We start from the raw sequence: 24,423 nt of genomic DNA, 5'->3' as shown, positions 1-24,423 counted from the left end.
CGGGAGTGCCGGGGCAAAGCCGCTTGTCAAGACTGCGCACGGCGGCTGACACCAACGGCTGACGCCAACAAGCACGAACAGCAGCGGTCGGCGCCGGACCTCAGTGGACGATCGACCGTGGCCCAGGCCCGGTTGACCGACATCGACGGTCCCCTGTGATCGACCTGATAGAGATGAGGCCACGGGTTCAAATCCTGTCAGCTCAGCCCCACCAACACGAAAACCTCTGCCCCGGTGGGACCGGGGTCTTTCAACGTTCCCAAGCTCAGCGTTCACGTGCCGGCAAGTCCGTACCAACAAGGGCCGCTGCCCGTTCCCGGTGACGTTGATCGTCGACTCTCAGTCCGTGGAAGCGCCTCCACCGTCGGCAAGGACAGCCGCGGCTACGACGCGGGCAGAAAGATCAACAGGCGCGAGAGACGCATCGTGGTCGACACCCTCGAGCTTCCTGTGATGATCACGGTGACGCCCGGCGATGCCCGGGAAGAGGTTATGGCCAGGGACCTTCGCTGGCGCCTCAGGCTCACCCACCCGCAGATCACCCAGGTCTGGACGGGCTCCGCCTACTCCCGTGACCTGTTGCCCTCCTGGACGGCGGACCATCTGTGGTTGACCCTGGGGCCCGTCCTCCGGCCCAGGGGCGCTATAGGGTTCGTCGTGCTGCCCCGGCGCTGGAAGGTCGAACGCTCGATCGGCTGGATCATGAACGCTCGCCGCATCTGCCGGGACTAGGCCGTGTATCGAAAGTGGGTCTTGGGCTGTGAATGATCGCGGTTCATGGGGCGGGGAGATCTCACAGACGGGCAGTGGGCGGTGCTGGCGCCGCTGTTGCCGAAGGGTGCCACGGCGGGGCGGCCACCCCTCTGGCCTCGGCGGCAGCTGATCGACGGCATACGGTTCCGGGTCCGGACCGGGGTTCCGTGGCGGGACATCCCCGCCGAGTACGGACCGTGGAGCCGGGTCTACGACCTGTTCCGCCGATGGCAGCGGAACGGCACCTGGCAGCGGATCATCACCCGACTCCAGTCCCTGGCCGACGAGAAGGGGGCGATCGTGTGGGACCTGAACGTCGACTCCACGGTCTGCCGCGCCCATCAGCACGCGGCCGGCGCCCGAAGGCAGGGTGACCTGCAGAAGGAACCGCCGGGCGGTGTCCATGAAGAGGCTGGAGATCATGGGCTGGGGCGCTCGCGCGGCGGGTTCACCACCAAGCTGCACCTGGTCGTCGAGCAGGGTCAGAAGCCCATGGCGATCGTGGTGACCGCCGGGCAGCGCGGGGACTCACCGCAGTTCGAGCCCGTGCTGGCGAAGGTCCGCGTGCCCCGCATCGGGCCGGGCCGGCCACGCGTCCGCCCCAACCGGGTCCGCGCGGACAAGGCGTACGCCTCTCGCAAAAACCGCGCCTACCTGCGCCGCCGCGGGATCCGCTGCACCATCCCCGACAAGGCCGACCAGGCACGCAACCGCCAAAAGCTCGGCTCCCGCGGCGGCCGGCCGCCGTACTTCGACCCGGCCGACTACCGCCAGCGCCATGCGGTCGAGTGCGGGATCAACCGCCTCAAGAGGAACCGTGCCGTCGCCACCCGGTACGACAAACTTGCGGTCCGCTATGAGGCGACCGTACTGGTCGCGGTCCTTAACGAGTGGCTGTGACGGTCGCCCTCCTGCGACCATGCGCCGGTGAACTCAGGACTCCCCGCCGGATGGACGATCGAGCGCGTGCGCGCTCTTTCCGGAGACCCAAGCGCCGCCCCGCTTTCCTTCGATCGGCTCGTAGTCATCGAGGTGGCCGGCCAGGGCGACTACGAGCCGCTTCGGCCCGATGTGATTCTTGCGTTCCACGAGTTGTGCCTCGTGAGGGACGACGGTGAGTGGTTCATGGGGCAGCTCGACGATGACGGCTCGGTGATCTGCTGGGCCTCCTACGGCTCCGACCTGGCCGAGGCCATTCGCAGCCTCTGAAAACCTCCCGCACCTTCAGCCACTTTCGCAACAGGCCCTAATAGCGGCTGCCTCAGCATGCCGAAGCCCATCTGAACTGGGCGTTCATTACGCTCATGACTCGGCGCCTGGCCCGGAAGGGCCCGCACACCGACAGCTGGACGAAGAAGAACAAGCCCTCGGCTGACTACTCCTCAGTCGAGAGCATGAGCAGCACGCTACGGGCTTTCAAGAGCCTTGATCACGTGGTCCAGTTCCTCTGGCATGACCGCGATCAGGACCTCGCCGTCGGACGACTCGCATTTCACGATCCGGGATCTCGGGTTGAAGGCCAGTGCCTCACGCAGTGAGGTCGAGCGTATCCCCGTCTGACGTAGACCGGCCGGTAGGGCGGCCTCCTGCTTACCGAAGGAAGGCTTCCAGACGAGAGGATCAGCACCGATCAGTAGACGTCCTGCCCTCCAGCGTGAGCCCTGAGCTGACCACTTGAGCATGCATGGCACCCCGGCAAGTTCCCCGGCGGCTATCGCGGTCGACCTCTGCTGCCGCTTCCGGCGCATGAGCCATCCAACGATGGCTACAGCGACCACACCAATCGTTAGTTCGATCACTCACGCATTCAAACAGGCGGTGAACACGGACGGAGCACATCACCAAACAGTAGGGCCTTGAGCCTTCAAAAAGACCTACTTAGACGTCATTTCAGTCGGTGAGTCGGCGGTGGCCATGAGGGTCGCGGCGATGGCGGTGAAGGCAAGGAAGTGTTCGGGCTTGCGCTCGTAGCGGCGGTGGAGCCGGAGAGCCAGGACACGGTTCGTTCCACGACCCAGCGGTGTCGGCCCAGGCGTCGGGACGATTCGGTGCCCTTGCGGGCGATGCGGTGCTTGATGCCGCGGGAGGACAGCCAGCGTCGCAGGTGGCGGTAAGTCGTAGTGCAGCTTGCCGGGCCGTCGGCGTCGGGGTCCGCGACGTGAGCGGACGGGTGGGATGCCGCGGACCAGCGGGATCAGGTCCTGGCTGTCGTGGAGGTTCGCGGCGGAGATCCCGGGGGAAAGGAGCATGCCGCCGCGGTCGACGATGAGGTGGATTTTCGATCCGGCCTTGCCGCGGTCGGTCGGATTCGGTCCCGTCAGCTGCCCCCTTTGAGGGCTCGGACGCTGACGGAGTCGATCGCGCAGCGCGACCAGTCCAGCCCGCCCCGGGAACCGAGTTCGTCGAGGACCAGGCGGTGGAGCTTGGCCCACACCCTGGCCTCGGTCCACTCGGTGAACCGGCGGAAAGCGGTGACGCCCGACAGTCCGAAGCCCGTTGGCAGTTGGTTCCAGGTGCAGCCCGAGGTAGCCACGAAGATGATCGCGGCCAGCACCTCACGATCCCCTCGACGACGATGCCCACCGCCCTGCGGACGTTGCGGGGCTGGCGGCACTACCCGCTGGAACAGCTCCCACAAGTCCTCCGGCGCTAACCGTTCGACAAGCGCAGCAGTCATCACCCCAGGCTGCCGCAAGATCACGCCAACTGAAATGGCTTCTAAAGCGGTGGTTCTGTCCGGGCGCTCTCTCTACCGCGTCGGCATGTGTCGATACGCGACCCCTTACAAGCCGCACTTCGTGTGTCTGGCGTGCCGGTCGTCCTTCAAGCAGAGCCCGCTACCGCCGCGAGCTCATCCATGCCCGCGCTGCGGCACTCCGATGATCAATGCTGGGTTCGACCTTGCCATCCCCCGCCGCAGAGACAAGAGGGATTGGGAAGCACTTGGGGCAGCACTGCGCGTCGGCCTTACCTTCCACTCATGCGGTTGCGGAGGTCCTGGCTACCGGCCGCGGTCGACTGCAGAAGTACGCGCGACGCCGGGCGGCCAAGCGACTTGGTCTGTCGGAGCAAACCGCATTGAAGCGCTACGACCCCTGGGAAGAACTCGCACAGTGAAGTTGTGCCTGCACAGCATCGAAGTACAGCAACTACAACAACCGTTATGGCTCTGAGTGCCCATCAACCCCCGTCCGGCAGCCTGTATGACTGCCAATGCGAGATCTCTGTAGAGTCACGGATCAGAAGGCTGTCTGCCGGACAGACATCCGTGGCCCTCTGACGGGACAGCTACCTTTGGCCCGTGAACGGCAGAAGCACGTGGATCGGCACATCAGCTTGGTCGGTCGTCTGGTGGGGCCTGGCGACGGCGGTGCTCCGCCTTGTCCGCGTGGTCATCAACGACTCCGGGAGCTGGTCGGCGTGCGCCGGGCTGGCTGCCGCTTCCATCGCCGTCGGGGAGCTCTCGGAGCGCTGGCATCGACGCCGCCGAAGAAGGAAGTCGCAAGCGTCCTCCGGCACCGAGTCTGTGGTGGCACGCACCACAACCGTACCTGATCGAGCCGGGAGCAGCGGGGAATCACGGTGAAAGCAGTCAAGCCCAGCGAGGTCGCGTCCCGACCGTTCGGCCAGGTCGGCGCCCGACATAGCGACCAATGATCGCAGCTTCCCAAGCTGGGGGCTCACTGCCGTCGTGGCCCGTCAGTCCAGCCAGACGAGCATCGCGTCGTCCGCCCGGGCAGCAGCCTCGAAGAACTGTCTGAGGCCGTCGTACCAGGGGCGACCCCACTCCAGCGCGCCAGGCTCACTCCATCCGAGCGGATAAATCTCGGCGCTGGTCAGTTCAGCAGGATCCACCCCACTGATGAGCTCGGCATAGGTGGTGGCCCGCAGGGCTTCTGCTGCGAGCCGGACCCGCTCAGGCCGCAGGTACCTCGGAGGCCCATATCCCCAGTCCTCGTCCTCTGCGAACGGCTCCTCACCGTGGATCACGTTCACGGGGAACTCGATGCGCGCCAGCAGGAAGCGGAGCATGCCCCAGGTCTTGTACGTGCTGAAGTGACGCGCCTTGGCCGGCGCAGGCTCCGACTCCTCCTCGGCGTCCTGGACCTCTTCAACGAAGTCCAGAGCCCAGTTGGGGTCGTGGACCGCCCGGTCAAGCTCCGCAGCCGTGACGCGCAAGTACTCACCGATCATGCTCATGGACAGACAGTATGTGACGCCAGTGACACCAGCCGCCGGGTGGACCGTCTCAGTTTCGGTCTCATTTAACCGGGTTCACTGGCGTTCAGCCGAGCCCCGGAGCCGATTCCGACCTCGTGATGAGACACCACGAACCCAGGCGAACGCCAGTGAACCCCCGACCAGCGCAGTTGGAAAGAGTGCGCCCCCAAGCAACCTCCTTGGAACGCCGAGCACCGCCGCGGAGCAGTGCGCCTTCCACATAGGACACGTGCCGGCAATCCTGCCCTGGTCCGCAAACGGTCGAAACCGGAGGTGGAGACGTGGCCCGTACGCAGTCCAGACGTGGAGCGCTCACGGCGAGGGGCACTCGGTACCGACGGCTGGCGATGTTCGGTGCGTCGCGATGCAACCTGCACCGTGGCGAGTGGTCGTCGTACACCATCGAGAAGCGCAAGGAAGCCGAACGCAAGGCGAAGGCACGCAAGCGTCGCAAATGACCCCAGCCGGTATGAGGTGACATCCAGGGCTGACATCAACGGCAGCGGACAGCAGCGGCGTGGTGCTGCGGTCTGACACGGCCACGGCCGCCGCGCGCAGCACGGGTGGACAGGCGGTCAGACCGAACTCCAAAGCAGGTGTCGCAGGTTCGAATCCTGCCGGGACCACAGAGAAGAGGGCCGGCTCAGGAGGGGTTTCCTCCCAGGCTGGCCCTTCGTCGTGTCCGGGGTCGTGCCACACGCGTGCCAACAGGGTTCGCACGGAGTCCACATCCACTGGGCAGAGGGTCGGTGTCTCTCACTGTTGGATACGGACGTGCCGAAGAGCGATGACTACGCGAGAACCAGAATGCGACTGACCATGTGGGGCTGCCTTGCCGGGTTGGCCGTAGCCTTGGCCATCCCGATGTACATAGTGGTTGCCGTGCTTCTGGGCGGGATGCCGACCCCTTGATGCTATCGGCCGCCCAGTGTTATGCCCTCTTGCGGTACAGGTGGCGGATGGAGCCGGCCCGCGCAGTCGTTGTCTCAATGCGTGCTCTGAGCTGCACAGGCACGACAGACCCTAATCGGGAGTTTCCTCCCGCCCACCCTTGCGGATCACGGCTCCGAGTCGATCGGCGATGGCCCGATCACGGTCACTGGTCATGTGCTGATAGATCAGCGCGGCCCGAGAGCTGCTGTGGCCCATGCGGATCATCAGCTCCCGCGTGCTGGCGCCGACGATCGAGGCCAGGGTGTTGCCCGCGTGCCGCGGGTCGTGGAAGTGATCGTGAGCGAGCTGAGCGCGAACGCGATCCTCCACACCGACAGCGGGACGGAGTCCGGCAGCTTCCACCTGGCCTTAGCCGTCTCCCCGCAGGTGATCGCCCTCTCGGTCACAGACAACGGCGGCACCGGCACGGCCCCCAAGGCCGAGCACCAGAACCAGCACGCAGAACACGGCCGCGGACTCGGCATGGTCGCCGCCCTCGCCCACCGGGTGGTCATCCACAACAGCCACGGCACGGGTTACACGGTCACGGCGGAGCTCTTCACCGCGACGGGCACGGAGGACACCCAGCGGGGGCGCCGGCCAGCGCCGGGAGCTTTCCCGCGGCGACTCGCGTCGTCTGGTACACGTGCCAGCCGCATACCCGTGGCACACGCCCGACTGCATCAACCTCGGATCTCACCAGGCAACGAGCCCCCGCCTCGCCCTGAGATGGCTCCGCGACCAGACAAGCCACGTGGTCGACCAGCTCGACACGGCGTACGCGCATCCGGTCCGCTACTGGCTGATGGACGAAGCGGAACACGAAGGCGCCCTCTTGTATCTGACGTCGGGCAGCGCCTACCGACTCACCCTGTACAACGAGAGTGCGCAGTACGTACTGACGGCATCGCCGACGGGAGCGACGGGAGTGCTTTGATGACCGGACTCCGCTACGGCTTCTGGTGCGAGTGCTGGACCGAAGACCTCACAGCGGCCACCGAACGCCCCACTCTGCACGCGTCATTCGACGCCTACTCCGCTCCGCAGGCAGACAGATGGGTAGCCGTCGAGCTCCGGAGCATTACGCCGGCCCTGGACTCCGAGGCCTGCGACGAGGCATGGACCTGGCTGTACGAGGGCCGCACCGAAACCCGCAGAGCTCTCATTAGCTCCGAGCCATGCATGGTGACGGTCACGCACGCCAGCACCCAGATCACGTGGACGATCCGGCCAGCCCTCTTCCTACCGCTCGCACACCGCGAGACCAGCAAACTCATCACGCGTGCACACGACTTCAAGCCACGCACCGTCAAGCATCTACCGGGACCGGAGAGGCCTGCACCACGTACTGTTGCAACTTTCTCTACTGGTTCAAGCACCCGTCGTCGCTCCGCTCCTCCGGGCGGGCGCGGGCTGGCTGCGTTGGTGAAATCTAGGAGCGTTTGCTGGTGGGTTCGGAGAGCACGCGGGGCTCCTGGCCCTTCGGAATGTTGCTGAGAACTGGTAACGGGCACCTGCGTGTCGGAAGCCGGATGACGCCCTGGGCGTGATCGCCGTAGGCTCCCGGCGAAAGGCGGGTGCAGTGGACATCACGGTGCAATGGATCAGGACGTCCTGGACGAAGCAGTCTCGGGGTGGGGAGGCTGCTGCCCGTAGGAACGCGGCGCCTGTCGGGTTCTCGTTGCCGCAGGTGCCCAGTGTGCTTGCTCACTTCGTCCAGATGTCTGAGGGCGATGGGTTCGACTCCGCTACGTTGTCGAGCAGTCCTTCGCCTTGCTCCACCAGTTCAAGCGCCTCGCCGTCCGCTGGGAACGCCGAACAGAGCTCCACGACGCCTTCGTCTCGTTGGCCTGCGCCCTCATCTGCTGGGGACGGCTGAAGAAGCACCGATCATGATCGTGAACTTAGCTCCTTGGCTACAACTCACACCACTTACCCAGAGGGCCGGCCGCCCGGGTCTGGGTGAAGTCGTGCAGCAGGTCCCACGCACGATCGATATGCAGGGCAAAGTCACCCGTGAACGCGGCGAGGTCGTCCATGATCGGGACTTCGACCTCGGCACTCGAGGGCACGGTGCCGTCTCCTACGAGCAGAGACACCCGCTCAGCGTCACTCATCAGATGGACGACTGCGTGATCATCTCGGAAGGCCAGGATCAGCACCGGGAACTCCCTGTTCGGCGACCAAACCTCGACGTACCCCTGACCACGGGAACGCAGCTCGTTGAAGCGGTCTGCCAGATCCTTCACCTCTGAACCTCTCTCAACCGGATGGAACAGTCCCGATTCCGGCGACGTCGCCGCCCACACCACGCTCATCCAGCCCCCCATCCCCACACAGGTCATCGCCCACGATCGAGGGCCACGCTCCCACGCTCTACCACGACACGACTACTGGGACTGGTTCGCGTGATCGTGTTACGAGCTCAAAGCACGATAGTTGTCACCAAGGCAGGCGTGCTGTCACCAGGGCCGCCGGGGGGGGCGAGTGCTGAGCCGAGTTTCTTGACTGCGGTGCAGTCTCAGCTGTCCACCCCGGCTTCCCACTTGCGTCGGCGCAGCATGTGGTCGCTGAAGAGGTGTCGGCTCTGGTCGAGCAGTTCACCCACCTCCGCGTCACCGCGCCGCTCGCCCGGCTACGGATGCCAGCGCTGCACTGATTGCGCGGCCCAGGTGCGCAGCTTCATATCCGGGTCCTGGAACAGACCGACCGCCACCCGTAGCGCCACGGTGCCGCCGCGCGCGTCGAGCAGCCGGAACGCACCGACGCGGACGTGCCGCGGCAGATCGGTACTGGTGCGCGCCAAAAGCCAGTCGGCGGGCAGCTCCCTGACCGAGGGCAACAGGGCGGCGACAGTCTCGCGGACGACACCGGCGGCAGGGTCGTCGAGGAGCGGCCGCAACTGCTCCGCATCCGCGCAATCCAGCGCCCGCAGCCCGGCCACCGCTCGCGCCCGCACCCCGGCCGCCGGGTGCACGAGCAGCGGCCGCAGCAGTCCGGCGTCTGCACGGTTCCCGCACTCGGCCAGTCCGATCACCGCACCGGGCGGCAAATCGGGGTCGTCCGGTGTCGTGCACTGCTCCCGGTACCAGACCTCCGGGTCACCTCCCTGCTGTCGTACGACATAGCGGGCGCAAGCGCGCACGAGCGCGGAGCGGTCGCTGAGAAACGCTTCCGCCTGCTCTGCCCGCCCCGCGCGCCTCAGCGCGGTGACGCCGGCCGAACGGGTACGTGGGTTGCGTGCGGACAGCAGTGAAGGCAGCACTCCCTCGTAGGCATCCTCATCCCCCAGAGCCGTGAGCGCTGCTGTGGCACAGAGGTCCTGGACCACGGTGTCCTGGTCCCCGGCGGCCGCGCGGGCCAGCTCAGCGGGACGGAGCAGTCGGCCCTCGATGGCAAACCGGTACGCGAACCGCCGGACGACGCGGTCGGGGGCAGCGAAGAGAATAGCGAGCTGCCCGTGGGATGCCTGGCGCAGGATCTGGCCGAGCACATCGACGCCGAAGGCCCCTCTGTCGCGGCGGCCGACGCGGAGGATGAGCGGCGCGAGGGAGAGGGCCGAGTCCACGTTCAGGGCCTCGCGCAGCAACTTCCGGGCGTGCTCGCGCACTGGGCCGACCCAATCGGCACAGCGGATCACGACCAACGGCAGCAGACCGGGGTATCGGACCGACTGACGCACCGCCTCCTGACGGATCCGCCCGTCGCGGTGGCAGAGGGCGAGTGCGAGCCGAGACTCGCCGAGCTGAGTCAGGTCGGCGGGCAGTGGGGCGGAGTGCTCCCACCCCGGCAGGAACTCCGGGCGGTGCCAGGCCATCTCACGCACTCCTGCGTCCAGCGCGAGCCAGTCAGCGGGGTCGGCGACATCAAGCGTGCTGTGAAGCGGCGCACCTCCCGCGAGCCGCGTCGCTGCCGCTGTCCCGTCCTTGATGTCCTCAAGCATTCCGCCCCTCCAGCAGTCGTACCAGGTGATCGTAGGGGCGGGGTTCGCGTAGGGCTCGCGAAATATGGCCCGTGATCGCCAAAGGCCGCCGTGCGGCACCCTGCCCATCAGAAGCCGAACGCGATGACATCGCCCCTGCTTCGCTTGCCGCTGGTGACAGGTAGCGCGCCGCATCGGTGACAACCACCATGCTTGGTCCTATTGAAGCCGCAGGCCAGCCGATGCCGGTGGTGACAACCATCGTGCTTCGGCACATCACCCATTCCAGTACCGAGGCAGGAGCCAGAAGGACGGGGTCGGCAAGACCGCCACCGCCCTGAACGTGGCCGGCGCTTTAGCAGAGGCCGGGCACAACGTGCTCTTGGTCGATCTCGACCCCCAGGGCCACCTCACGGACGGGCTCGGCATCGACCAGGCGCCCGCCGGGGAAGGCGCCGCGAACCTGTACCGCACGCTGATCGGGGAGTACACCGGCAGCATTGCCGACCTGATCACCCCGCATTCTGTCCCGGCCGAACGGCTCGACCTGGTGCCGAACACCATCGAGATGTTCATGGCCGTGCGGGAGCTCGACAAGCAGCGCGCGCGGGAGCACCGGCTCGCCCGGCTCCTGGCGGCCTTCCGCTGCATCTGCGACCACGTGCTCATCGACGCGCCCCCGAGCCTGGACATCCTCACGGACAACGCGCTCGCGGCCGCCGACGGGGTGCTCATCCCCGTCCAAGCGGAGGACAGCTCGCTCAAGGCCCTTCGTCTGCTGCTGCTCAGATCTCCTCGGTGGACGCCGACCTGCGGGACAAGCCGCTAGAGCTGCACGGCCTGGTCGTGTTCCTGCTGCGTCGGCCGACGACGAAGCTCGCGGAATCGGTCCTCGATGAGCTGAGGAAGCTCAATGGCTTGCCGATCCTGGGCACGGCGCCGCTCGGTGTCGTCGTCACCGAGGCGTGGCGGTCCGGCCGGACCGTGGTCGACTACGCCCCCGACTCCGAGCACGCTGAGGCGTACCGCGCGCTCGCCAAGACCCTGAGGGCCGGACAGTGAGCGCCCGCAGGAAGGAACTGCCGCCCCCAGCCAACGGCGGGGACCTCACCGCCCTTCTGCGCTCCCGTCACACTCGTACCGACGACGGAGACGTTCCCCGGCGCCACAGGTACCCGCCCCGGCCGCTCATGAGCCCGTACAGCGCCCCGCACGAGCCAAGGGCCCGGCCATGGACCGCCGTTCCTGGTACATGCCGAAGAGTCAGCCGACGCCCTGGGTCCGCAGTAGAAGAGTTGCACTGGTCCACCCGCCAGCACAAGCACGTCATCATGGCCGCCCTAGTCGCCGTCGCCCTCGAGTAGCTGCCTGCCGTGGCCCAGCGGATCACGGGCGAGTAGTCGCACCTCTCGCACATGTGCAACAGCTCGCCCGGCGTCTCCAATTGGCTTCGTAGGTGAGAACGGAGAGCGAATGTCGCCGGGGTCTGGCAGCGGTTCTTGATCGAGGCGCCCAGCAATGTCGATGAGAACTGGCAGCGCCCAGAGGGCTTGGCTCGGGCGTGTTGGCACGGACGGACATAATGCGGCTGTGGACCTGAGACCGGAGTTGTTGCCCCCGCCCGTGAGTCGGCAGCGGCTGGACGAGCTGTGCGCCGAGGTTGAGCGGATCGCTGACATGCTGGAAACCCGCCGGGCGGCAGCGCGTGAGGCAATCACGGCCTTCAACGCGATGACCGGTCATGACTACGAGGTCCTCGACTTCGCTGAGTACGACGGAAGCAGGAGCCTGGAGGAGTTCGCGCGGGAGGCGGCCCGTCCGGCTCACCCCGTGGTTGCGGACATCACCCGGGACGAGCTCGTTGAGATCGTTCGCAGACTCCTGCTGGCCGACCCGGAGAGCGACTACTACCTGCGCCTCCTGGAGGCGAACGTGTCGCACCCCCGGGTAAGCGACCTGGTCTTCCACCCCGCAGACATCCTGCGGGGCGCGTCTGCGAAGCAGATTGTCGACGAGGCTCTGAGGTACCGACCGATCGCGCTCTGAGCCCTGCGGGAAGTCAGCTGGCCGTGGCCTGCTGTTCGGCGCGGGAGCGGGTGGTGGCGAGTCGGTAGGAGTCGGTGCCGGTCTCGATGATGTTGCCGCCGAAGGTGAGGCGGTCGACCATGGCCGCGCAGACGCGGGGGTCGGTGAAGGTCTTGGTCCAGCCAGAGAACGACTCGTTCGAGGCGATTGCCACGCTGTTCTTTTCCTCCCGCTCGGTCAGAATCTGGACGAGGAGTTCGGCGCCGCGGCGGCCACAAAGACAACAAGGTCTTCCGCAACGCCTGCCTCGACCTCGCCCGCCACGGACTGACCCTGTCGGAGGGCGCGGCCCGGGACGGCAACAAGCTCTGGGGGCTGACGCCCCTGGGCTTGGACGCGGCCGCTGAAGTGCTGGGCCGGGGACCGGGGGAGATGGGCGGTATCGCGCGGGGTGCTGCCCGTTCCGGTGCCCCGCACGCGATGGCCGTGAACGAGACGGTCATCGCCATCACCCGCACCCCGCCGGCCGCCACCCGCCCCATACCCAGCACACGCAACCCCGCAACCGCCCCGCCGACCGAGACCGCGCCGGCCGCGCCGGAGGGGATCGGCAGCATCTTCGCCTGGTCGACGGAGGTGGCGCTGAACCTGCCCAGCACGGGCCGGAACCGGTCCGGTGTCCGGGCGGACGCGGTGCTGCAGGCTCCGGTAGCGGGGGTGCCGGTGCTGCTGGTGGAGGTCGACAACTGCACCGAGGCGGCCGACGTCGTGGCCGCGAAGTTCGACAAGTACCTGCGCTTCTTCCGCCTGCAGGCCAAGGACCACCGCGGCCGGGACGTTCCCGCGTGGCGGAACCTCTACCCGCCGACCGGCCGCGAAGGGCATCCCCCCGGTAGTCGTGGTCTTCAACCCGAGCACGAGGATGGGATCGCAGGCGCTGAAGAACCGCATGAACGCGGTCATGAAGGCGACCCGCGCCATCTGGTCCGGCAGCTTTGAGCGGATGGACGGCTTCGGCGACACGGATCCGGACGGCTACTACAACTACGCCGACGCCATCCCGATCCTGTTCACCACCCTCGAACGACTGAAGGAGCACGGTCCGCGGGCGGCGGTGTGGTGGCGCTGCGGACACGGCCAGTCGGAAACCCTCGACACCGCCCTGGCCAACCCCAAAAACACCGACGCCTGGCACCAACGCGACGACGAACGCAGCCGCAGACGCGACGAAGAATGCGAACGTGAACGGCAGGAGCAGGCAGCAGGCTGAGGTGAGCCGGCCACCGTGCCGCAGTCGGTGCCGCCACAGGAGCGCCCCGAGTAGCAGGACGCCGCACGGCGCCCCGAGCCGCCCGCGACGCCTGTTTGGGAGTTGTGCGAGCGGTGCGGGCAGCCCCGAGCCGAGCAGCCTGGCCTCCGCTACGAAGACGCGCCTGCAGAAGATGGTCGGCACTGCCCCGTCTGCCGGATCGATTTGCCCCGGCAGTACCCCGGTTTGCTCACTGCACTGTTCAAACGCCGCGCCTGACCAACCACCAGACGCCCCTGCACGGGCCAGGCCGAAAGCCCTTGGGGAGCGTCTGGGCTTCCGAGCATGTGGAGTCCCGGGAGCGGCCGGATGTGGGGCCCGGGCAGGTTTACACGACGTGCCCGGGCCCCCGCTCGTGCTCGGGGAGGTGCGCGATGTCCTCAACGAAGACGCGCTTGGGAAGGTCACCGAGCGGGTGGAACCGGCATGTCTGCTTCTGACCCGGCGTATGCGGAACTGGCAAAGACCAACCGGTCGGCGCAGAAGCGAATCGATTCGCCGGGTGAAAGGTGTCACCGAGACCGCGATGGCTGCTCTGAGCTGCCACTCTCGGGCTTGGATAGCGGATCGGCAGGCACCCTGCGGGCCGGACTCTCGTCCCTCTACTGTTTGGAGCTCCCCTTGCGTCTTCGTCGTATCGCGACTGGTGCCCTTGGTTCCGTCGCTCTCATTCTCGCTTCCGCCGGCGCAGTCACGATGAGTGCCGGTCCAGCCGCAGCGAACCCCTGCGGCTTCTACGAGACCCACTCCGACGCCTACTACAACCACTGCACCTCGGACGGCTCAAACATCATTATCGAGATCGATGACTGGGGTCCGAACAGTGAGCGGTGTGTGGGACCGGGTGTGACCTGGATCGGTTCCAGTTCCGGTATCGACGGTGCTTGGTACACCGGCCGTACGTGTTGACCTGGGTAGTGTGAAAGCACTCCGCGTCAGCGTGCGGGGAACGGTCGCAGTGACCGTTCCCCGCACGCTTTCGCAAAGCTCCCATCCCGGACTGGCGGCCCTCGGCCTGCTGTTACGGGGCCAGAAACAGGCGCCCAGGATGGTCCAGCCCGTGCCCCCTAGAGCGTATCTCTTTGATGGGTTGGTCGGTTGATCGGATGTGTCTGTCCGGTTAGTAATCACTGATGCGATGTGGGCCCGGATCGAGCCGCTCATGCTGGCCGATCCGGTCCGCGGCCGACGCTGGGCCGACCACCGTCGGACTCTTGAGGCCATCGCGTGGAATTACCGCACCTGTTCCCCATGGCGCGACCTGCCCTGTGAGCTCGGGCCGTTCCAGACCGCGCATAAACGCCTGCTCAGATGGGCCGTTGACGGCACCTGGGAACGGATTCTCTCGGTGATTCTCGCCGGGACGGACGCTGGTGACGACGTGGGCTGGACGGTGTCGGTGGACTCCACCATCTGCCGGGCCCTCCAGCACGCTGCCGGAGCCAGGAAAAGGGGGCACTCGGACGTTCGGAACCTCACGATCACGCACTGGGACGCTCACGCGGTGGCCTAAGCACGAAGGTCCACCTGGCCAGTGACAGTCAGGCACGACCATTGGCTCTGCATGTCACTGCTGGCCAGGCCGGTGACGCCCCGGCCTTCGAGGCAGTCATGGCCAGAATCCGGGTGCCACGAACAGGACTTGGAAGACCAAGGACTCGACCGGCACTCGTCCTCGCCGACCGGGCGTACTCCTCCCGGGCAATCCGCGCACATCTACGCCGGCGCGGCATCCGAGCCGTGATTCCGCAACCCGCCGACCAGATCGGTCACCGCCTCCGGCGCGGCCGCGCCGGAGGCCGCCCGCCAGGCTTCGACGCCGAGACGTACAAAGCGCGCAACAGCGTCGAACGCTGTATCGCCCGACTCAAACAGTGGCGGGGCCTGGCCATGCGCACCGACATACTAGCTCTTGCCTACCAGGCCGCACTCCACCTTGCTGCCATCCTCATCTGGACCAGGAGTTGATGACGGGGACGATCACGAACACGCCTCCCAGAAGCAAGCGCGGCGCGCAAAAATTGGCGCATGGACGACCTCCTGAAATTCCTCCGCACTCGCATCGAGGAGGACAACCATGCTTACGCCTACGTGGCCCAGACGTTCGGCGGTGAAGCCCTCCTCGACAGCCACCTGGCCATGCTCGATCTCATCGACATGCTGGCACGGGACTACCAGGCCTTGGAGCCCACAGACGCCCGTCGCGCGGGCCTCACCTACGCGATTCGCGTCCTTGCCCAGTCGTATGCCGAGCACCCTGCCTACCAGCAGAAATGGCGTCCCTAATGGCTGTTCCCGCAAGTGCGGCCGAGCCGTGACCCGAGACCGGCTCGATAGGGTCAGGGCTCAGCCTATGGAAGAGGATCGTTCGATGCCGACGTACGACCAGCTGACTGAGTGGGCCGGCCTGGGTCGTGTCACACGGGCCGGACAGGACGTTGTGGCCGGCTGGCGGATCCCTGGCCCCATGAAGGCACAGCTCGTCGAGGTGGGCATCCCGGTATCACCGCGCCTCATTGAACGAGTCGTGATGCAGAGCGAGGCTGAGCCAGTCCTTCTCACGTCCCGTGGCCCGCTCTACCGTCTCACCGAACAGGCGGACCACGATGATCAAGCCGAACGGTCATCCTTCGGCGTCGAGCCGGAGACCGGGGCGGTCTACTTCGTCATGCCGGACGGGGAGGCATGGTTCGCCAACTCGGGTGTCGACGTGTGGCTCGACGTCCTTCACCGCTACGGCAGTCTCATCACAGCTTCTGAGCTCCTCAGCGAGCCGGACGGTCCTGAGGAGTACCTCTCCGAAGAGGAGGAAGAGCGGGCTTTTGCCGAGCTGAACCGGCTGGCCGAGGGACTGAAGGAGATCGACCCGGCGGCCTTCAACGGCTACGAGGGGTTTCTCTGGCCAGCACATCTGGACCGCTGGCTCTACTGATTTCGGCCGGCAGATCCAGAGTCCGTAGATGGCGACGTGCGGGGATGCCCAGCCCCACCACTGAGATGATCTTCATGTGGGGGCTGTAATCACGGCGTCGGAGCCGTCATGGATAGCGCCGTACTCCGGCCTGAGTCCAAAGCAGTTCGGGAAGCTGGTCACCATGCTGCGGTGCGGAGGCCCGCCCCTTGTTCGCAGGGGCCGCCCGTGGAGTCTTTCGCTGGAAGACAGGGTGCTGCTGGTTGCCGCGTACTGGCGGACGAATCTGACCTTGCGGCAGCTGGCTCCCTTGTTCGGGATCTCAAAGTCGGCCGCGGGCCGGATCGTGAGCCAGCTCGGTCCCTTGCTCGCGCTGCGGCCGCGGAGCAGCTTCCGCAGAGACACGGTACTGATCGTGGACGGAACCCTGGTGCCGACACGGGACCATAGCGTGGCGGAGCAGTCCAAGAACTACCGCTACTCGACCAACCACCAGGTCGTCATCGATGCTGACTCACGCCTTGTCGTCTGCGTCGGCCGGCCTGTGCCGGGCAACCGCAACGACTGCAAGGCGTGGGAACTCTCCGGTGCCAAGCGCTCGGTCGGCAACACCACCGTGATCGCCGACGGTGGCTACCGCGGCACCAGTCTGATCATTCCGCACCGCCGAGAACCCAACCAGACCGAGCTACCGGCCTGGAAGGAAGCCCACAACACCTCCCACCGCAAAGTCCGCGCCCGAGTCGAGCGCACCTTCGCCCGTATGAAGACCTGGAAGATCCTCCGCGACTGCCGCCTGAAAGGCGACGGCGTCCACCACGCCATGCTCGGCATCGCCCGCCTCCACAACCTCACCCTGACCGGATAGCGGATCTATACCGACGGCTGATGAGGAGCACGCCTCAGAGCACTTGCGGGACAGCCCTTACGAGCTCGTGCACGGTAAGCGGTGAGACGTCGAGCTCCTGATCGTCGATCATGGTCATGTGGTGGGGAACGCGTCTCGTGCAGCGATCATCAGAAACCGGAGGATCACGGGCATGTCGGCTGCTGTGATTGCTGAACTCGTTGCTGAGGTAGGCCCGTTGTGGCACGAGCGGCATCAGGCCAGGCTTGCGTACCGGCCACGGAAGCGGGCGGTGGGTGCCGGCGCGAAGCACCAGCTGGTGTTCGTCGACCGGCTGCTGGCCACGCTCATCCATCTCCGTCACGCCGCCACGCATGACGTGCTGGCCTGCTGGTTCGGCGTCGACCGCTCCACGATCACCCGGGCCATCGGCGAGGTGCGACCCCTGCTCGCCGAGCGAGGCTGCACCGTCAGCCCGGGTGTGCGGTTGCGGACCCTGGCCGAGGTCATCGACCATATCGGCGCCAGCGGGAATACCGGCATCATCGACGGCACCGAGATCCGCGTCAGGCGCCCGACTGCCGGACACAAAGACCGGGACAAGTTCATCTCCGGCAAGAGCAAGCAGAACGCGGTCAAGACCATGGTCGTCACGGATGGCGACGGCCGGATGCTCTTCTGCAGCCCGGCGCAGCACGGCAGCTGCGCGGACATCACCCATGCCCGCCAGTTAGGGCTGGTCAGGCTCTTGGAGGGTGGTCCGGCAGCCGAGATCCTCGCGGATGCCGGCTACCAGGGCCTGGGAGCCCAGACCGGCGGGCGCGTGGTGACACCTCCGCACCGCAAGTTCAAGAAGAACGCTCCGGACTGGTACGAGGAGATGCACGAGCGCCAACGCAAAGCGCACTCCTCGCGGCGCATCCGCGTCGAGCACGGCATCGCACACCTGAAGAACTGGCGGACGCTGGCCCGCCACCTCGGCCGCCGCGAGCACATCAGCGACACCGTGCAAGCCATCGCTGGCCTGCTCTCCAATCAGCAGACCGCGGACCTGGTCCCGGCACGGCAGGTGTGACCACCAAGCCCCGCTGGGGTCCCCGGCGTCTCACCGCTTACCGTGCACGAGCTCGTTAGACATCTTCCAAGAGACAGGCTCTAGCCCCCTGTGGCCTGGTCGAGGATGCCGAGGGCGGTGTCGGGTCTGCAGTGGATGCACGGGGGTGTCTGTTGGCGCAGGGCGTCGAGTGCCTGTTGCCGGGTTGCGGGGCGGCAGCGGCCGCTCTGGGCCGCGGCCCAGCAGTCACCCACGTGCACGGCGTCGATGTTCGTGTGGTTGATGTCGTACTGGATCAGCCACTGCGGCGGGGTCGGCCGCCGCTCCGCACCGCGGCGGCGCTCCGCTTCGCGTCGTTCCTCAGCGGCGAGCCGGCCGTCGATGAGCCGCAGCTGCTTACGGCCTGCTGCTCCACGACGCGCGGCACGATACGCAGCGCGTCGAGACGCGACAGCGGCTCCTGACCACCCACCTGCTGCTCCCGGCCGCCGTTTCACCTCCGTTTTGGCCGCCTGTTCGAACAAGTGATCTAATATAAGTATGCACCGCGTCGACCGCCTCGCCGGCACTCAGGAACGCGTCCTGTCTTGCATCCGCCGGCACATCGCCTACCACGGGCACGCACCCACGATCGAGCAGATCGGAACGGCTGTCGGCATGCGCAGCAGGGCCTCGGTGCACTACCAGCTGACAGAGCTCGAGGCGAAAGCCGCGATCGTGCGCGAGCCGGGTCGGTGGAGAGGGATCCGCCTCGCATGACCAGCCCTCACCGCTTCCACCTGCTGCTCACTGTCGGTGGTCGGCGGGTGCAGCACGGCTGGTGGGGGAGTGAGGTGACCGCGCGTGACACGTTCCGGCGGTGGGTCGGTAAGTACGGCAGCATGCCCGGCGCCCGCCTCACCCTCACCGGCGAAGACACCGATCACGTGCTGGTCACCTGGCCTTACAACGGCTAACACAAAGAAGCGCCGGGAACCGCACCTATAGGTATCCCGGCTCGCTGTTGGCCACGAACTGCTTCAGCGATTGCTCCAGCAGTTCCAGGAAGTGCCGCAGATCATCAGCCACCCTGTCGAGTTCGGGTTCGTCCAGTGATGCTGTGCGTGTCCGGTAGACAGCCCCGCTGGGGTCGGTGACGTAACACAGTCCGCCACCGGTCGAGCCGATGACCAGGCCACGAGCTTCCTCGCCCGTACTATCGCTGATAGCGCCGTACTCCTTGAGCCGCAGAAGGACGTCAGGTACCGGGTCGACGAAGTAGCCGTTGCCGACGTCCGCCCAGGCGATGTCGGCGATGCTGTCGTAGAGGGTGACCAGGTCGGCGGAGGCGAGATCCAGTTCGGCCAGAGCGCGGGGTGCTGCCTGGTCGTCGGGGGCGGCCGGCCGGACCTGATTGGTGCCCGGGGGATACCCGTGCCGGCGCTCGAACTCGGCTGTCATGGTCTGCAGGGGGTCCGAGACCCTGCTGATCCACGCGGCCAGCCAGGCAGGTGACAGTGAAGGTCCACTCATGAAGCCGGATCATGGCACGTGCCTAGGACGTCAAGGCGACGGCCACCATCTGTTGCTTCCCAGGATCAACACAGGGACTTGAGTTGTCGGTGGGTGATGAGACAGCAGGCGAGTTTGAGAAATGCTTCGCGGATGCCGGCGTCGCTTACTGATCGTTTCAGGATGAGATCGGCGTGTCGGCTGGCAGCCGGTGATCTTCGTCGGCGGGGTCTGCGGGGTGTCCGATGATCTTGCCTCTGATGACCTGTGGGAGCGCATAGCCCCACTGCTGCCGCCGCAGCCCGAGCGAAGGCACCGGCACCCAGGCCGGCTTCGGGTGCCTGACCGTGTTGCACTCGTGGGCATTGTCTACGTGCTGCGCAAGGGTGTGGCCTGGCGGGATGTGCCCGCCAGTGTGGTTGGCTGCTCGGGCGTGACCGCCTGGCGCCGCCTGCGGGACTGGACCGAAGCCGGTGTCTGGCCCCGGCTGCACACGGAACTCCTCTCCGAACTACGCAAGACCGGCTTGCTGGAGATGGACGACTGCGCGATCGACGGCTCCCACGTCAGGGCCCTCAAAGGGGGGACCACGTCGGGCCGTCGCCGGTCGATCGAGGCCGCCCCGGCTCCAAACACCACCTGATCGTCGACCGCCGCGGCACCCCGCTGGCCGTGTCCGAGACCGGCGGGAACCCGGCATGACGTTACCCAACTGATCCCGCTGCTGGAAGCGATCCCCCGAATACGGGGACTGCGGGGACGTCCGCGCAGCAAACCCAAGCGACTCTTCGCCGACCGCGGCTACGACTACGACAAGTACCGCCGACTGCTGTGGCAGCGCGGCATCAAGCCCCTCATTGCACGGCGCGGCGCCGCTCACGGCACCGGCTTGGGCAAGACACGCTGGGTCGTCGAGCGCACCTTCGCCGGGCTCCACCAGTTCAAACGACTGCGGATCCGCTACGAACGCCGCGCCGGCCTCCACCAGGGCCTCCTGGAACTCGCCTGCAGCATCATCTGCCTCCGACGACTCCGCACATCATCCGGAAGCGATCGGTCAGCTGCGACGACGGTTGGGGCGTGAACGCCACCTGCCTGGGCCTCCATTGGCTGCCGATCTCGGATCTGTTGCCCTCGTCGTGGTGACGTACTGCGCGTAGCGACGACGTGCGTCGGTCAGGCTATCCGCCCCGTTGGGGCCGCCCCAGACCTCGTCGGCGTTCGGGTCGTCCTGGCCATCGTCTTCCCAGCTGCACTCGTCACAGATCTGGAATTGTCCGCGGGCTTCCAGCGTCATGAGTTTGCAGCAGGGACAGGCAAACGGACCGCCACTGGGAGGGCTTGCATTGGGCGGTTCTTCGGGCGTTGTCACGCGTCGAGTGTTGCATGACCTGCGAGGACGCTCTGGGCTGGTCGCGTCATTCGAACCTCATTCTGAAACCTTCAGTTAGGAGTAGTTTTCGGTGACGCGGGTGGGAGACCCTCGTAGCACGGTGAAGGCGTCGTCCTACGGTGTCGCTTCGTCCCTCTTCCGTTGCGGTGGATCGCTGTCGGGAGGATGGTGGGATAGGCGCTCGGACGATTAGCAGTCGACGCGTTTCGTCCCTGCCCGCCGGATGGTGGCCCCTGCTTCGAAGGAGGGCCGCGCGATGACGCATCTCGGTGTGCCGGAAACGATCGACACGTGTCTTTTCGACCTGGACGGTGTCATCACCAAGACGGCTGCGATGCATGAGGCCGCCTGGCGAGAGACATTCGACCCTTTCCTGCGCCGACGGCTCGGAGCTGACTTCCGGCCGTTCGATTTGTATGCGTTCAACGCGTACGTGGACGGCAGACCTCGTACCGAGGGCGTGCGGAGCTTTCTTGCGTCCCGGGATATCGTGATTCCGGAGGGCCTCCCCGACGACAGCGCGCAGCAGGACACGGTCAACGGTTTGGGACGCCGCAAGAACGAGCTGCTGCTGGAGAAGATCCGCAGTGAGGGCGTAGAGCCGTATCCCACCACGCTGCACTACATCGAAGAGGTGAGGCGGCTCGGGCTGCGGACCGCGGTGGTGTCCTCCAGCGCCAACTGCCGTGAGGTCCTGCGGTCGATAGGGGCGGAGGAGCTGTTCGACGTCCGTGTCGACGGGCTCGTCGCTGCGGAACGGGGACTGCCAGGAAAACCGCGTCCTGACACGTTTCTTGCCGCCGCTCACGATCTCGGTTCCACGGCCGAGGCTTCTGCGGTCTTCGAAGACGCGCTCGCGGGGATCGACGCCGCCCGGGCGGGCCGTTTCGGCTTCACCATCGGTGTCGACCGGGCGGGTCAGGGGGACGTCATGCGTGCCCATGGCGCCGACGTCGTTGTGCGGGACATCTCAGAACTGGTGGATCGGGAATGATCACTGAGCCCTGCTTCTCCATGGACCGCTGGAGTCTGAAGGAGACACCGCTCGAGCTCGGGATGCTGCCGCAGAGCGAGTCGGTCTTCGCGCTGTCCAACGGTCACCTGGGCTGGCGGGGCAACCTCGACGAGGGCGAGCCGCACGGGATACCCGGGTCGTACCTCAACGGGTTCTACGAGGCACACGCCTTGCCCTACGCGGAAGGAGGGTACGGCTATCCGGAATCCGGTCAGACGGCGATCAACGTCACCAACGGCAAGGTGATCCGGCTGCTGGTCGGTGACGAGCCCTTCGATCTGCGCTACGGCAAGGTCCACAGCCACGAGCGCGTCCTGGACCTGCGTGCGGGTCTGCTGCACCGTCACTGCGAATGGACTTCGCCCGCCGGCTCCACCGTGCGCCTGCACTCCACTCGGCTGGTCTCTTTCACTCAGCGTGCGATCGCGGCCGTCGCCTACGAGGTCGAAGCCCTGGACGCCGCGGTGCGTATCGTCCTCCAGTCGGAACTCATCGCCAACGAGCAGCTTCCGACGGTCTCGGGCGATCCTCGCACAGCCGCGGTCCTGAAGTCACCTCTCGAGTCGGAGGAGAACCGCGCGTCGGGAAACCGACTGCTGCTGGTCCACGCCACTCGCCGGAGCAAGCTCCGGATCGCTACCGCGGCCGACCACACTGTCGAGGGACCCGCCGGGACACAGACCAGCAGCGAGAGCACTGCGGACGTCGCACGCCTGACCGTCACGACGCAGCTGGCGGCCGGCGAAAAGCTGCGGATCGAGAAAATGGTCGCCTACGGCTGGTCGCGCATGCGGTCGCTTCCGGCGGTGCGGGACCAGGTCGAAGCGGCTCTCGCGGCGGCGAGCAGCACACGCTGGGAGGGCCTGGTGGAGGAGCAGCGGACCTATCTGCAGCGCTTCTGGGAACGATCCGATGTCGAGGTCGACGGCGACGACGAACTGCAGCAGGCCATCCGCTTCGCCCTGTTCCATGTGCTGCAGGCCGGTGCGCGTGCCGAGCAGCGGGCCATCCCCGGCAAAGGGCTCACGGGAACGGGATATGACGGTCACACTTTCTGGGACACCGAAACCTTTGTGCTGCCGCTGCTCACGTACACCTCGCCTGGCGCCGTCGCCGAAGCGCTGCGCTGGCGCCAGGCCACACTGCCCGCAGCGCGCGAGCGAGCACGCCAACTCGGGCTTCGGGGGGCTACGTTCCCCTGGAGAACCATCGACGGCGCCGAATGCAGCGCCTACTGGCCGGCTGGCACCGCAGCCTTTCACATCAACGCCGACGTCGCCGACTCGGTCATACGCTACGTCTCCGCGACCGGCGACGAGGATTTCGCCCGCAGCAGCGGTGTCGAACTCCTCGTGGAGACCGCCCGGCTGTGGATGTCGTTGGGCCATCAAGACCATCGTGGCCTGTTCCATATCGACGGCGTTACCGGGCCGGACGAGTACAGCGCGATCGTCAATGACAACACGTACACCAACCTCATGGCGGCGAGGAACCTTCGCGGGGCCGCCCAGGCGGTTGACCGCTACCCCGACGATGCGGCGGCCTTGGGCGCGGACGGCCGGGAGGCCGCGTCATGGCGTCACGCCGCCGAGTCGATGCACATCCCCTACAACGAGGACCTGGGGGTGCACGAACAGCACGCCGGGTTCACCGACCGCCAGCCGTGGGACTTCGCCGGCACCCGGCCCGATCAGTACCCTCTGATGCTCAACTTCCCCTACTTCGACATCTACCGGAAGCAGGTGGTCAAGCAGGCGGACCTGGTGCTGGCCATGTATACCTGTGGCGACTGTTTCGACATGGAGCACAAGTCGCGCAACTTCGATTACTACGAGTCCTTGACCGTGCGCGACTCTTCCCTGTCCGCCTGCTGCCAGGCCGTAGTCGCAGCGGAGGTGGGCAACGAACGTATGGCTTACGAGTACGCCGTCGAAGCGGCGTTCATAGATCTCAACGATCTCCACATGAACACCCGGGACGGGCTGCACATCGCCTCGCTGGCTGGCACGTGGATGGCTCTGGTAGGCGGTTTCGGAGGCATGCGGCACAACGAGGACAACCTGACGTTCGTCCCCAGGCTGCCCGAGAAATTCAGCCGCCTGGCATTCCACATGATCATCTGGGGCCGCCGGCTCCGCGTGGAGATCACAGACGAAGAAGCCACCTACACACTGCTCGCAGGAGAGCCGATGACGATCTGCCACCACGACCAAGTGGTCACGGTCGTATCCGGTTCGCCCACGCGGTGCCCCATACCCGACGCACCCGCCCGCCCATCGCCAAACCGCCCGCCGCACTGCCAGCCAGGGCGAGGCAGCCCCCGCCGGGAGTGACGGCGTCCGCCCCCGGCCGGTGCCCGGCGCCGCGACGCGTCCGCCGTCCGGTCTGATCCCGATCCGCGCGGCGGCTCCTCAGGGCCGCCGGCTCGGCGCAGCAGCAGGGGCTCGAAGCAACCCGTCGCGCGGCACCTCTTGCCCGAGCTGTGCGTTGGGCGACGCCGGATGGGCCGACGGGCCCGCCCGGGGCATCGCCTCCCGATGGACGGGGGT

Annotated in this window: 24 protein-coding genes and 7 pseudogenes; 22 read left to right on the top strand and 9 right to left on the bottom strand. The window is 66.6% G+C overall.

The window, feature by feature from the left end; genetic code table 11:
* Nucleotides 1-234 precede the first annotated feature (234 nt).
* Genes ACIP2X_RS08420 through ACIP2X_RS08410 form a run of 3 tightly spaced genes read left to right on the top strand, consistent with a single transcriptional unit; the run spans nucleotide 235 to nucleotide 1,962 of the window.
* On the top strand, nucleotides 235-732 hold the full coding sequence (locus ACIP2X_RS08420) for a transposase (RefSeq protein WP_401669263.1): 498 nt from the start codon (nucleotides 235-237) through the stop codon (nucleotides 730-732).
* Nucleotides 733-777: 45 nt separating this feature from the next.
* Entirely contained in the window at nucleotides 778-1,653 is an 876-nt protein-coding gene (locus ACIP2X_RS08415; RefSeq protein ID WP_401669261.1) for an IS5 family transposase, read from the top strand.
* A 27-nt stretch (nucleotides 1,654-1,680) separates the two neighbouring features.
* Nucleotides 1,681-1,962 carry a hypothetical protein gene (locus ACIP2X_RS08410; RefSeq protein ID WP_401669259.1) on the top strand — a complete coding sequence of 94 codons (282 nt, stop codon included), beginning with the start codon at nucleotides 1,681-1,683 and terminating at the stop codon, nucleotides 1,960-1,962.
* A gap of 665 nt (nucleotides 1,963-2,627) precedes the next feature.
* On the opposite strand, the pseudogene ACIP2X_RS08405 reads toward ACIP2X_RS08410, so the two are convergent.
* From ACIP2X_RS08405 to ACIP2X_RS08395, 3 genes and pseudogenes are all read right to left on the bottom strand, one after another.
* Nucleotides 2,628-3,430, bottom strand: a pseudogene (locus ACIP2X_RS08405) (IS5 family transposase).
* A gap of 1,022 nt (nucleotides 3,431-4,452) precedes the next feature.
* Nucleotides 4,453-4,953: a YfbM family protein gene (locus ACIP2X_RS08400; RefSeq protein ID WP_401669257.1), complete on the bottom strand. Its 501-nt coding sequence runs from the start codon at nucleotides 4,951-4,953 to the stop codon at nucleotides 4,453-4,455.
* A 1,044-nt stretch (nucleotides 4,954-5,997) separates the two neighbouring features.
* Nucleotides 5,998-6,210, bottom strand: a pseudogene (locus tag ACIP2X_RS08395) (site-specific integrase); the annotation flags it as partial.
* On the opposite strand from ACIP2X_RS08395, the pseudogene ACIP2X_RS08390 reads away from it, so the two are divergent.
* The 3 genes and pseudogenes from ACIP2X_RS08390 to ACIP2X_RS08380 form a co-directional block, all read left to right on the top strand.
* Nucleotides 6,181-6,510 (top strand): annotated as a pseudogene (locus ACIP2X_RS08390) (ATP-binding protein); the annotation flags it as partial. The pseudogenes ACIP2X_RS08395 and ACIP2X_RS08390 overlap by 30 nt on opposite strands.
* Before the next feature lie 151 nt (nucleotides 6,511-6,661).
* Nucleotides 6,662-6,844, top strand: coding sequence for a hypothetical protein (locus ACIP2X_RS08385; RefSeq protein WP_401672388.1), 183 nt, complete (start codon nucleotides 6,662-6,664; stop codon nucleotides 6,842-6,844).
* Nucleotides 6,844-7,215 (top strand): annotated as a pseudogene (locus ACIP2X_RS08380) (hypothetical protein); the annotation flags it as partial. The gene ACIP2X_RS08385 and the pseudogene ACIP2X_RS08380, both read left to right, overlap by 1 nt.
* Before the next feature lie 608 nt (nucleotides 7,216-7,823).
* Here the strand turns inward: ACIP2X_RS08380 and ACIP2X_RS08375 are convergent.
* On the bottom strand, nucleotides 7,824-8,225 hold the full coding sequence (locus tag ACIP2X_RS08375; RefSeq protein WP_401669255.1) for a hypothetical protein: 402 nt from the start codon (nucleotides 8,223-8,225) through the stop codon (nucleotides 7,824-7,826).
* 317 nt (nucleotides 8,226-8,542) lie between these two features.
* Nucleotides 8,543-9,850, bottom strand: coding sequence for a hypothetical protein (locus ACIP2X_RS08370; RefSeq protein ID WP_401669252.1), 1,308 nt, complete (start codon nucleotides 9,848-9,850; stop codon nucleotides 8,543-8,545).
* 292 nt (nucleotides 9,851-10,142) lie between these two features.
* On the opposite strand from ACIP2X_RS08370, the pseudogene ACIP2X_RS08365 reads away from it, so the two are divergent.
* The 3 genes and pseudogenes from ACIP2X_RS08365 to ACIP2X_RS08355 all read left to right on the top strand — a co-directional run.
* Nucleotides 10,143-10,658: pseudogene (locus ACIP2X_RS08365) on the top strand (ParA family protein); the annotation flags it as partial.
* Nucleotides 10,628-10,891 carry a ParA family protein gene (locus ACIP2X_RS08360; RefSeq protein WP_401669250.1) on the top strand — a complete coding sequence of 88 codons (264 nt, stop codon included), beginning with the start codon at nucleotides 10,628-10,630 and terminating at the stop codon, nucleotides 10,889-10,891. The pseudogene ACIP2X_RS08365 and the gene ACIP2X_RS08360, both read left to right, overlap by 31 nt.
* Before the next feature lie 528 nt (nucleotides 10,892-11,419).
* The gene (locus ACIP2X_RS08355) at nucleotides 11,420-11,875 is read left to right on the top strand and encodes a hypothetical protein (protein WP_401669247.1); all 456 of its coding nucleotides are present in this window, start codon (nucleotides 11,420-11,422) and stop codon (nucleotides 11,873-11,875) included.
* Between the two features lie 13 nt (nucleotides 11,876-11,888).
* Here ACIP2X_RS08355 and ACIP2X_RS08350 read toward each other — a convergent pair.
* Nucleotides 11,889-12,125 (bottom strand): annotated as a pseudogene (locus ACIP2X_RS08350) (ATP-binding protein); the annotation flags it as partial.
* Here ACIP2X_RS08350 and ACIP2X_RS08345 point away from each other — a divergent pair.
* The 8 genes from ACIP2X_RS08345 to ACIP2X_RS08310 all read left to right on the top strand — a co-directional run bounded on the left by ACIP2X_RS08345 (nucleotide 12,062) and on the right by ACIP2X_RS08310 (nucleotide 17,996).
* Complete coding sequence (locus ACIP2X_RS08345; protein ID WP_401669245.1) at nucleotides 12,062-12,853, top strand: replication-relaxation family protein; 792 nt, start codon at nucleotides 12,062-12,064, stop codon at nucleotides 12,851-12,853. The pseudogene ACIP2X_RS08350 and the gene ACIP2X_RS08345 overlap by 64 nt on opposite strands.
* Nucleotides 12,816-13,124: a hypothetical protein gene (locus tag ACIP2X_RS08340; RefSeq protein WP_401669242.1), complete on the top strand. Its 309-nt coding sequence runs from the start codon at nucleotides 12,816-12,818 to the stop codon at nucleotides 13,122-13,124. The genes ACIP2X_RS08345 and ACIP2X_RS08340 overlap by 38 nt, the downstream gene beginning before the upstream one ends.
* Before the next feature lie 660 nt (nucleotides 13,125-13,784).
* Nucleotides 13,785-14,072 (top strand): DUF6355 family natural product biosynthesis protein, encoded by a 288-nt coding sequence (locus ACIP2X_RS08335; protein ID WP_401672242.1) that lies wholly within the window; start codon nucleotides 13,785-13,787, stop codon nucleotides 14,070-14,072.
* A 229-nt stretch (nucleotides 14,073-14,301) separates the two neighbouring features.
* A protein-coding gene (locus ACIP2X_RS08330; RefSeq protein WP_401669239.1) for an IS5 family transposase occupies nucleotides 14,302-15,131 on the top strand; the annotation gives its coding sequence in 2 pieces (ribosomal slippage) (nucleotides 14,302-14,611 and nucleotides 14,611-15,131; 831 coding nt in all).
* 60 nt (nucleotides 15,132-15,191) lie between these two features.
* Nucleotides 15,192-15,449 (top strand): DUF6221 family protein, encoded by a 258-nt coding sequence (locus ACIP2X_RS08325; RefSeq protein ID WP_401669237.1) that lies wholly within the window; start codon nucleotides 15,192-15,194, stop codon nucleotides 15,447-15,449.
* A gap of 85 nt (nucleotides 15,450-15,534) precedes the next feature.
* Nucleotides 15,535-16,095 (top strand): SUKH-4 family immunity protein, encoded by a 561-nt coding sequence (locus ACIP2X_RS08320; RefSeq protein ID WP_401669235.1) that lies wholly within the window; start codon nucleotides 15,535-15,537, stop codon nucleotides 16,093-16,095.
* A gap of 76 nt (nucleotides 16,096-16,171) precedes the next feature.
* The gene (locus ACIP2X_RS08315; protein WP_401669233.1) at nucleotides 16,172-16,942 is read left to right on the top strand and encodes a transposase; all 771 of its coding nucleotides are present in this window, start codon (nucleotides 16,172-16,174) and stop codon (nucleotides 16,940-16,942) included.
* A gap of 172 nt (nucleotides 16,943-17,114) precedes the next feature.
* Nucleotides 17,115-17,996 (top strand): transposase family protein, encoded by an 882-nt coding sequence (locus tag ACIP2X_RS08310; RefSeq protein ID WP_401669231.1) that lies wholly within the window; start codon nucleotides 17,115-17,117, stop codon nucleotides 17,994-17,996.
* An 80-nt stretch (nucleotides 17,997-18,076) separates the two neighbouring features.
* Here ACIP2X_RS08310 and ACIP2X_RS08305 read toward each other — a convergent pair whose 3' ends face one another.
* Nucleotides 18,077-18,229: a DUF6233 domain-containing protein gene (locus tag ACIP2X_RS08305; protein WP_401672240.1), complete on the bottom strand. Its 153-nt coding sequence runs from the start codon at nucleotides 18,227-18,229 to the stop codon at nucleotides 18,077-18,079.
* 286 nt (nucleotides 18,230-18,515) lie between these two features.
* Between ACIP2X_RS08305 and ACIP2X_RS08300 the strand changes: the two genes are divergently transcribed.
* Together ACIP2X_RS08300 and ACIP2X_RS08295 are read left to right on the top strand one after the other, a co-directional pair.
* Nucleotides 18,516-18,734: a LexA family protein gene (locus ACIP2X_RS08300; protein WP_401669228.1), complete on the top strand. Its 219-nt coding sequence runs from the start codon at nucleotides 18,516-18,518 to the stop codon at nucleotides 18,732-18,734.
* Nucleotides 18,731-18,931 carry a hypothetical protein gene (locus ACIP2X_RS08295; RefSeq protein WP_401669226.1) on the top strand — a complete coding sequence of 67 codons (201 nt, stop codon included), beginning with the start codon at nucleotides 18,731-18,733 and terminating at the stop codon, nucleotides 18,929-18,931. Before ACIP2X_RS08300 ends, ACIP2X_RS08295 begins: the two co-directional genes overlap by 4 nt.
* A 25-nt stretch (nucleotides 18,932-18,956) precedes the next feature.
* Here ACIP2X_RS08295 and ACIP2X_RS08290 read toward each other — a convergent pair whose 3' ends face one another.
* Nucleotides 18,957-19,487 (bottom strand): SMI1/KNR4 family protein, encoded by a 531-nt coding sequence (locus ACIP2X_RS08290; RefSeq protein ID WP_401669224.1) that lies wholly within the window; start codon nucleotides 19,485-19,487, stop codon nucleotides 18,957-18,959.
* Between the two features lie 217 nt (nucleotides 19,488-19,704).
* Here ACIP2X_RS08290 and ACIP2X_RS08285 point away from each other — a divergent pair.
* Nucleotides 19,705-20,550: pseudogene (locus ACIP2X_RS08285) on the top strand (IS5 family transposase).
* Here the strand turns inward: ACIP2X_RS08285 and ACIP2X_RS08280 are convergent.
* Nucleotides 20,524-20,838 carry a CPCC family cysteine-rich protein gene (locus tag ACIP2X_RS08280; protein ID WP_401669222.1) on the bottom strand — a complete coding sequence of 105 codons (315 nt, stop codon included), beginning with the start codon at nucleotides 20,836-20,838 and terminating at the stop codon, nucleotides 20,524-20,526. The pseudogene ACIP2X_RS08285 and the gene ACIP2X_RS08280 sit on opposite strands and share 27 nt — an antisense overlap.
* A gap of 277 nt (nucleotides 20,839-21,115) precedes the next feature.
* Between ACIP2X_RS08280 and ACIP2X_RS08275 the strand changes: the two genes are divergently transcribed.
* Both ACIP2X_RS08275 and ACIP2X_RS08270 read left to right on the top strand, forming a co-directional pair.
* Nucleotides 21,116-21,853: an HAD family hydrolase gene (locus ACIP2X_RS08275; protein WP_401669220.1), complete on the top strand. Its 738-nt coding sequence runs from the start codon at nucleotides 21,116-21,118 to the stop codon at nucleotides 21,851-21,853.
* Nucleotides 21,850-24,207 (top strand): glycoside hydrolase family 65 protein, encoded by a 2,358-nt coding sequence (locus tag ACIP2X_RS08270; protein ID WP_401669218.1) that lies wholly within the window; start codon nucleotides 21,850-21,852, stop codon nucleotides 24,205-24,207. The genes ACIP2X_RS08275 and ACIP2X_RS08270 overlap by 4 nt, the downstream gene beginning before the upstream one ends.
* Nucleotides 24,208-24,423 lie beyond the last annotated feature (216 nt).

The sequence above is a fragment of the Streptomyces sp. NPDC089424 genome (assembly GCF_044749345.1).
Classification (GTDB): Bacteria; Actinomycetota; Actinomycetes; order Streptomycetales; family Streptomycetaceae; genus Streptomyces.
The sequence above is the reverse complement of the archived record's forward strand: the minus strand, read 5'-3'. Positions and strand labels throughout refer to the sequence as shown.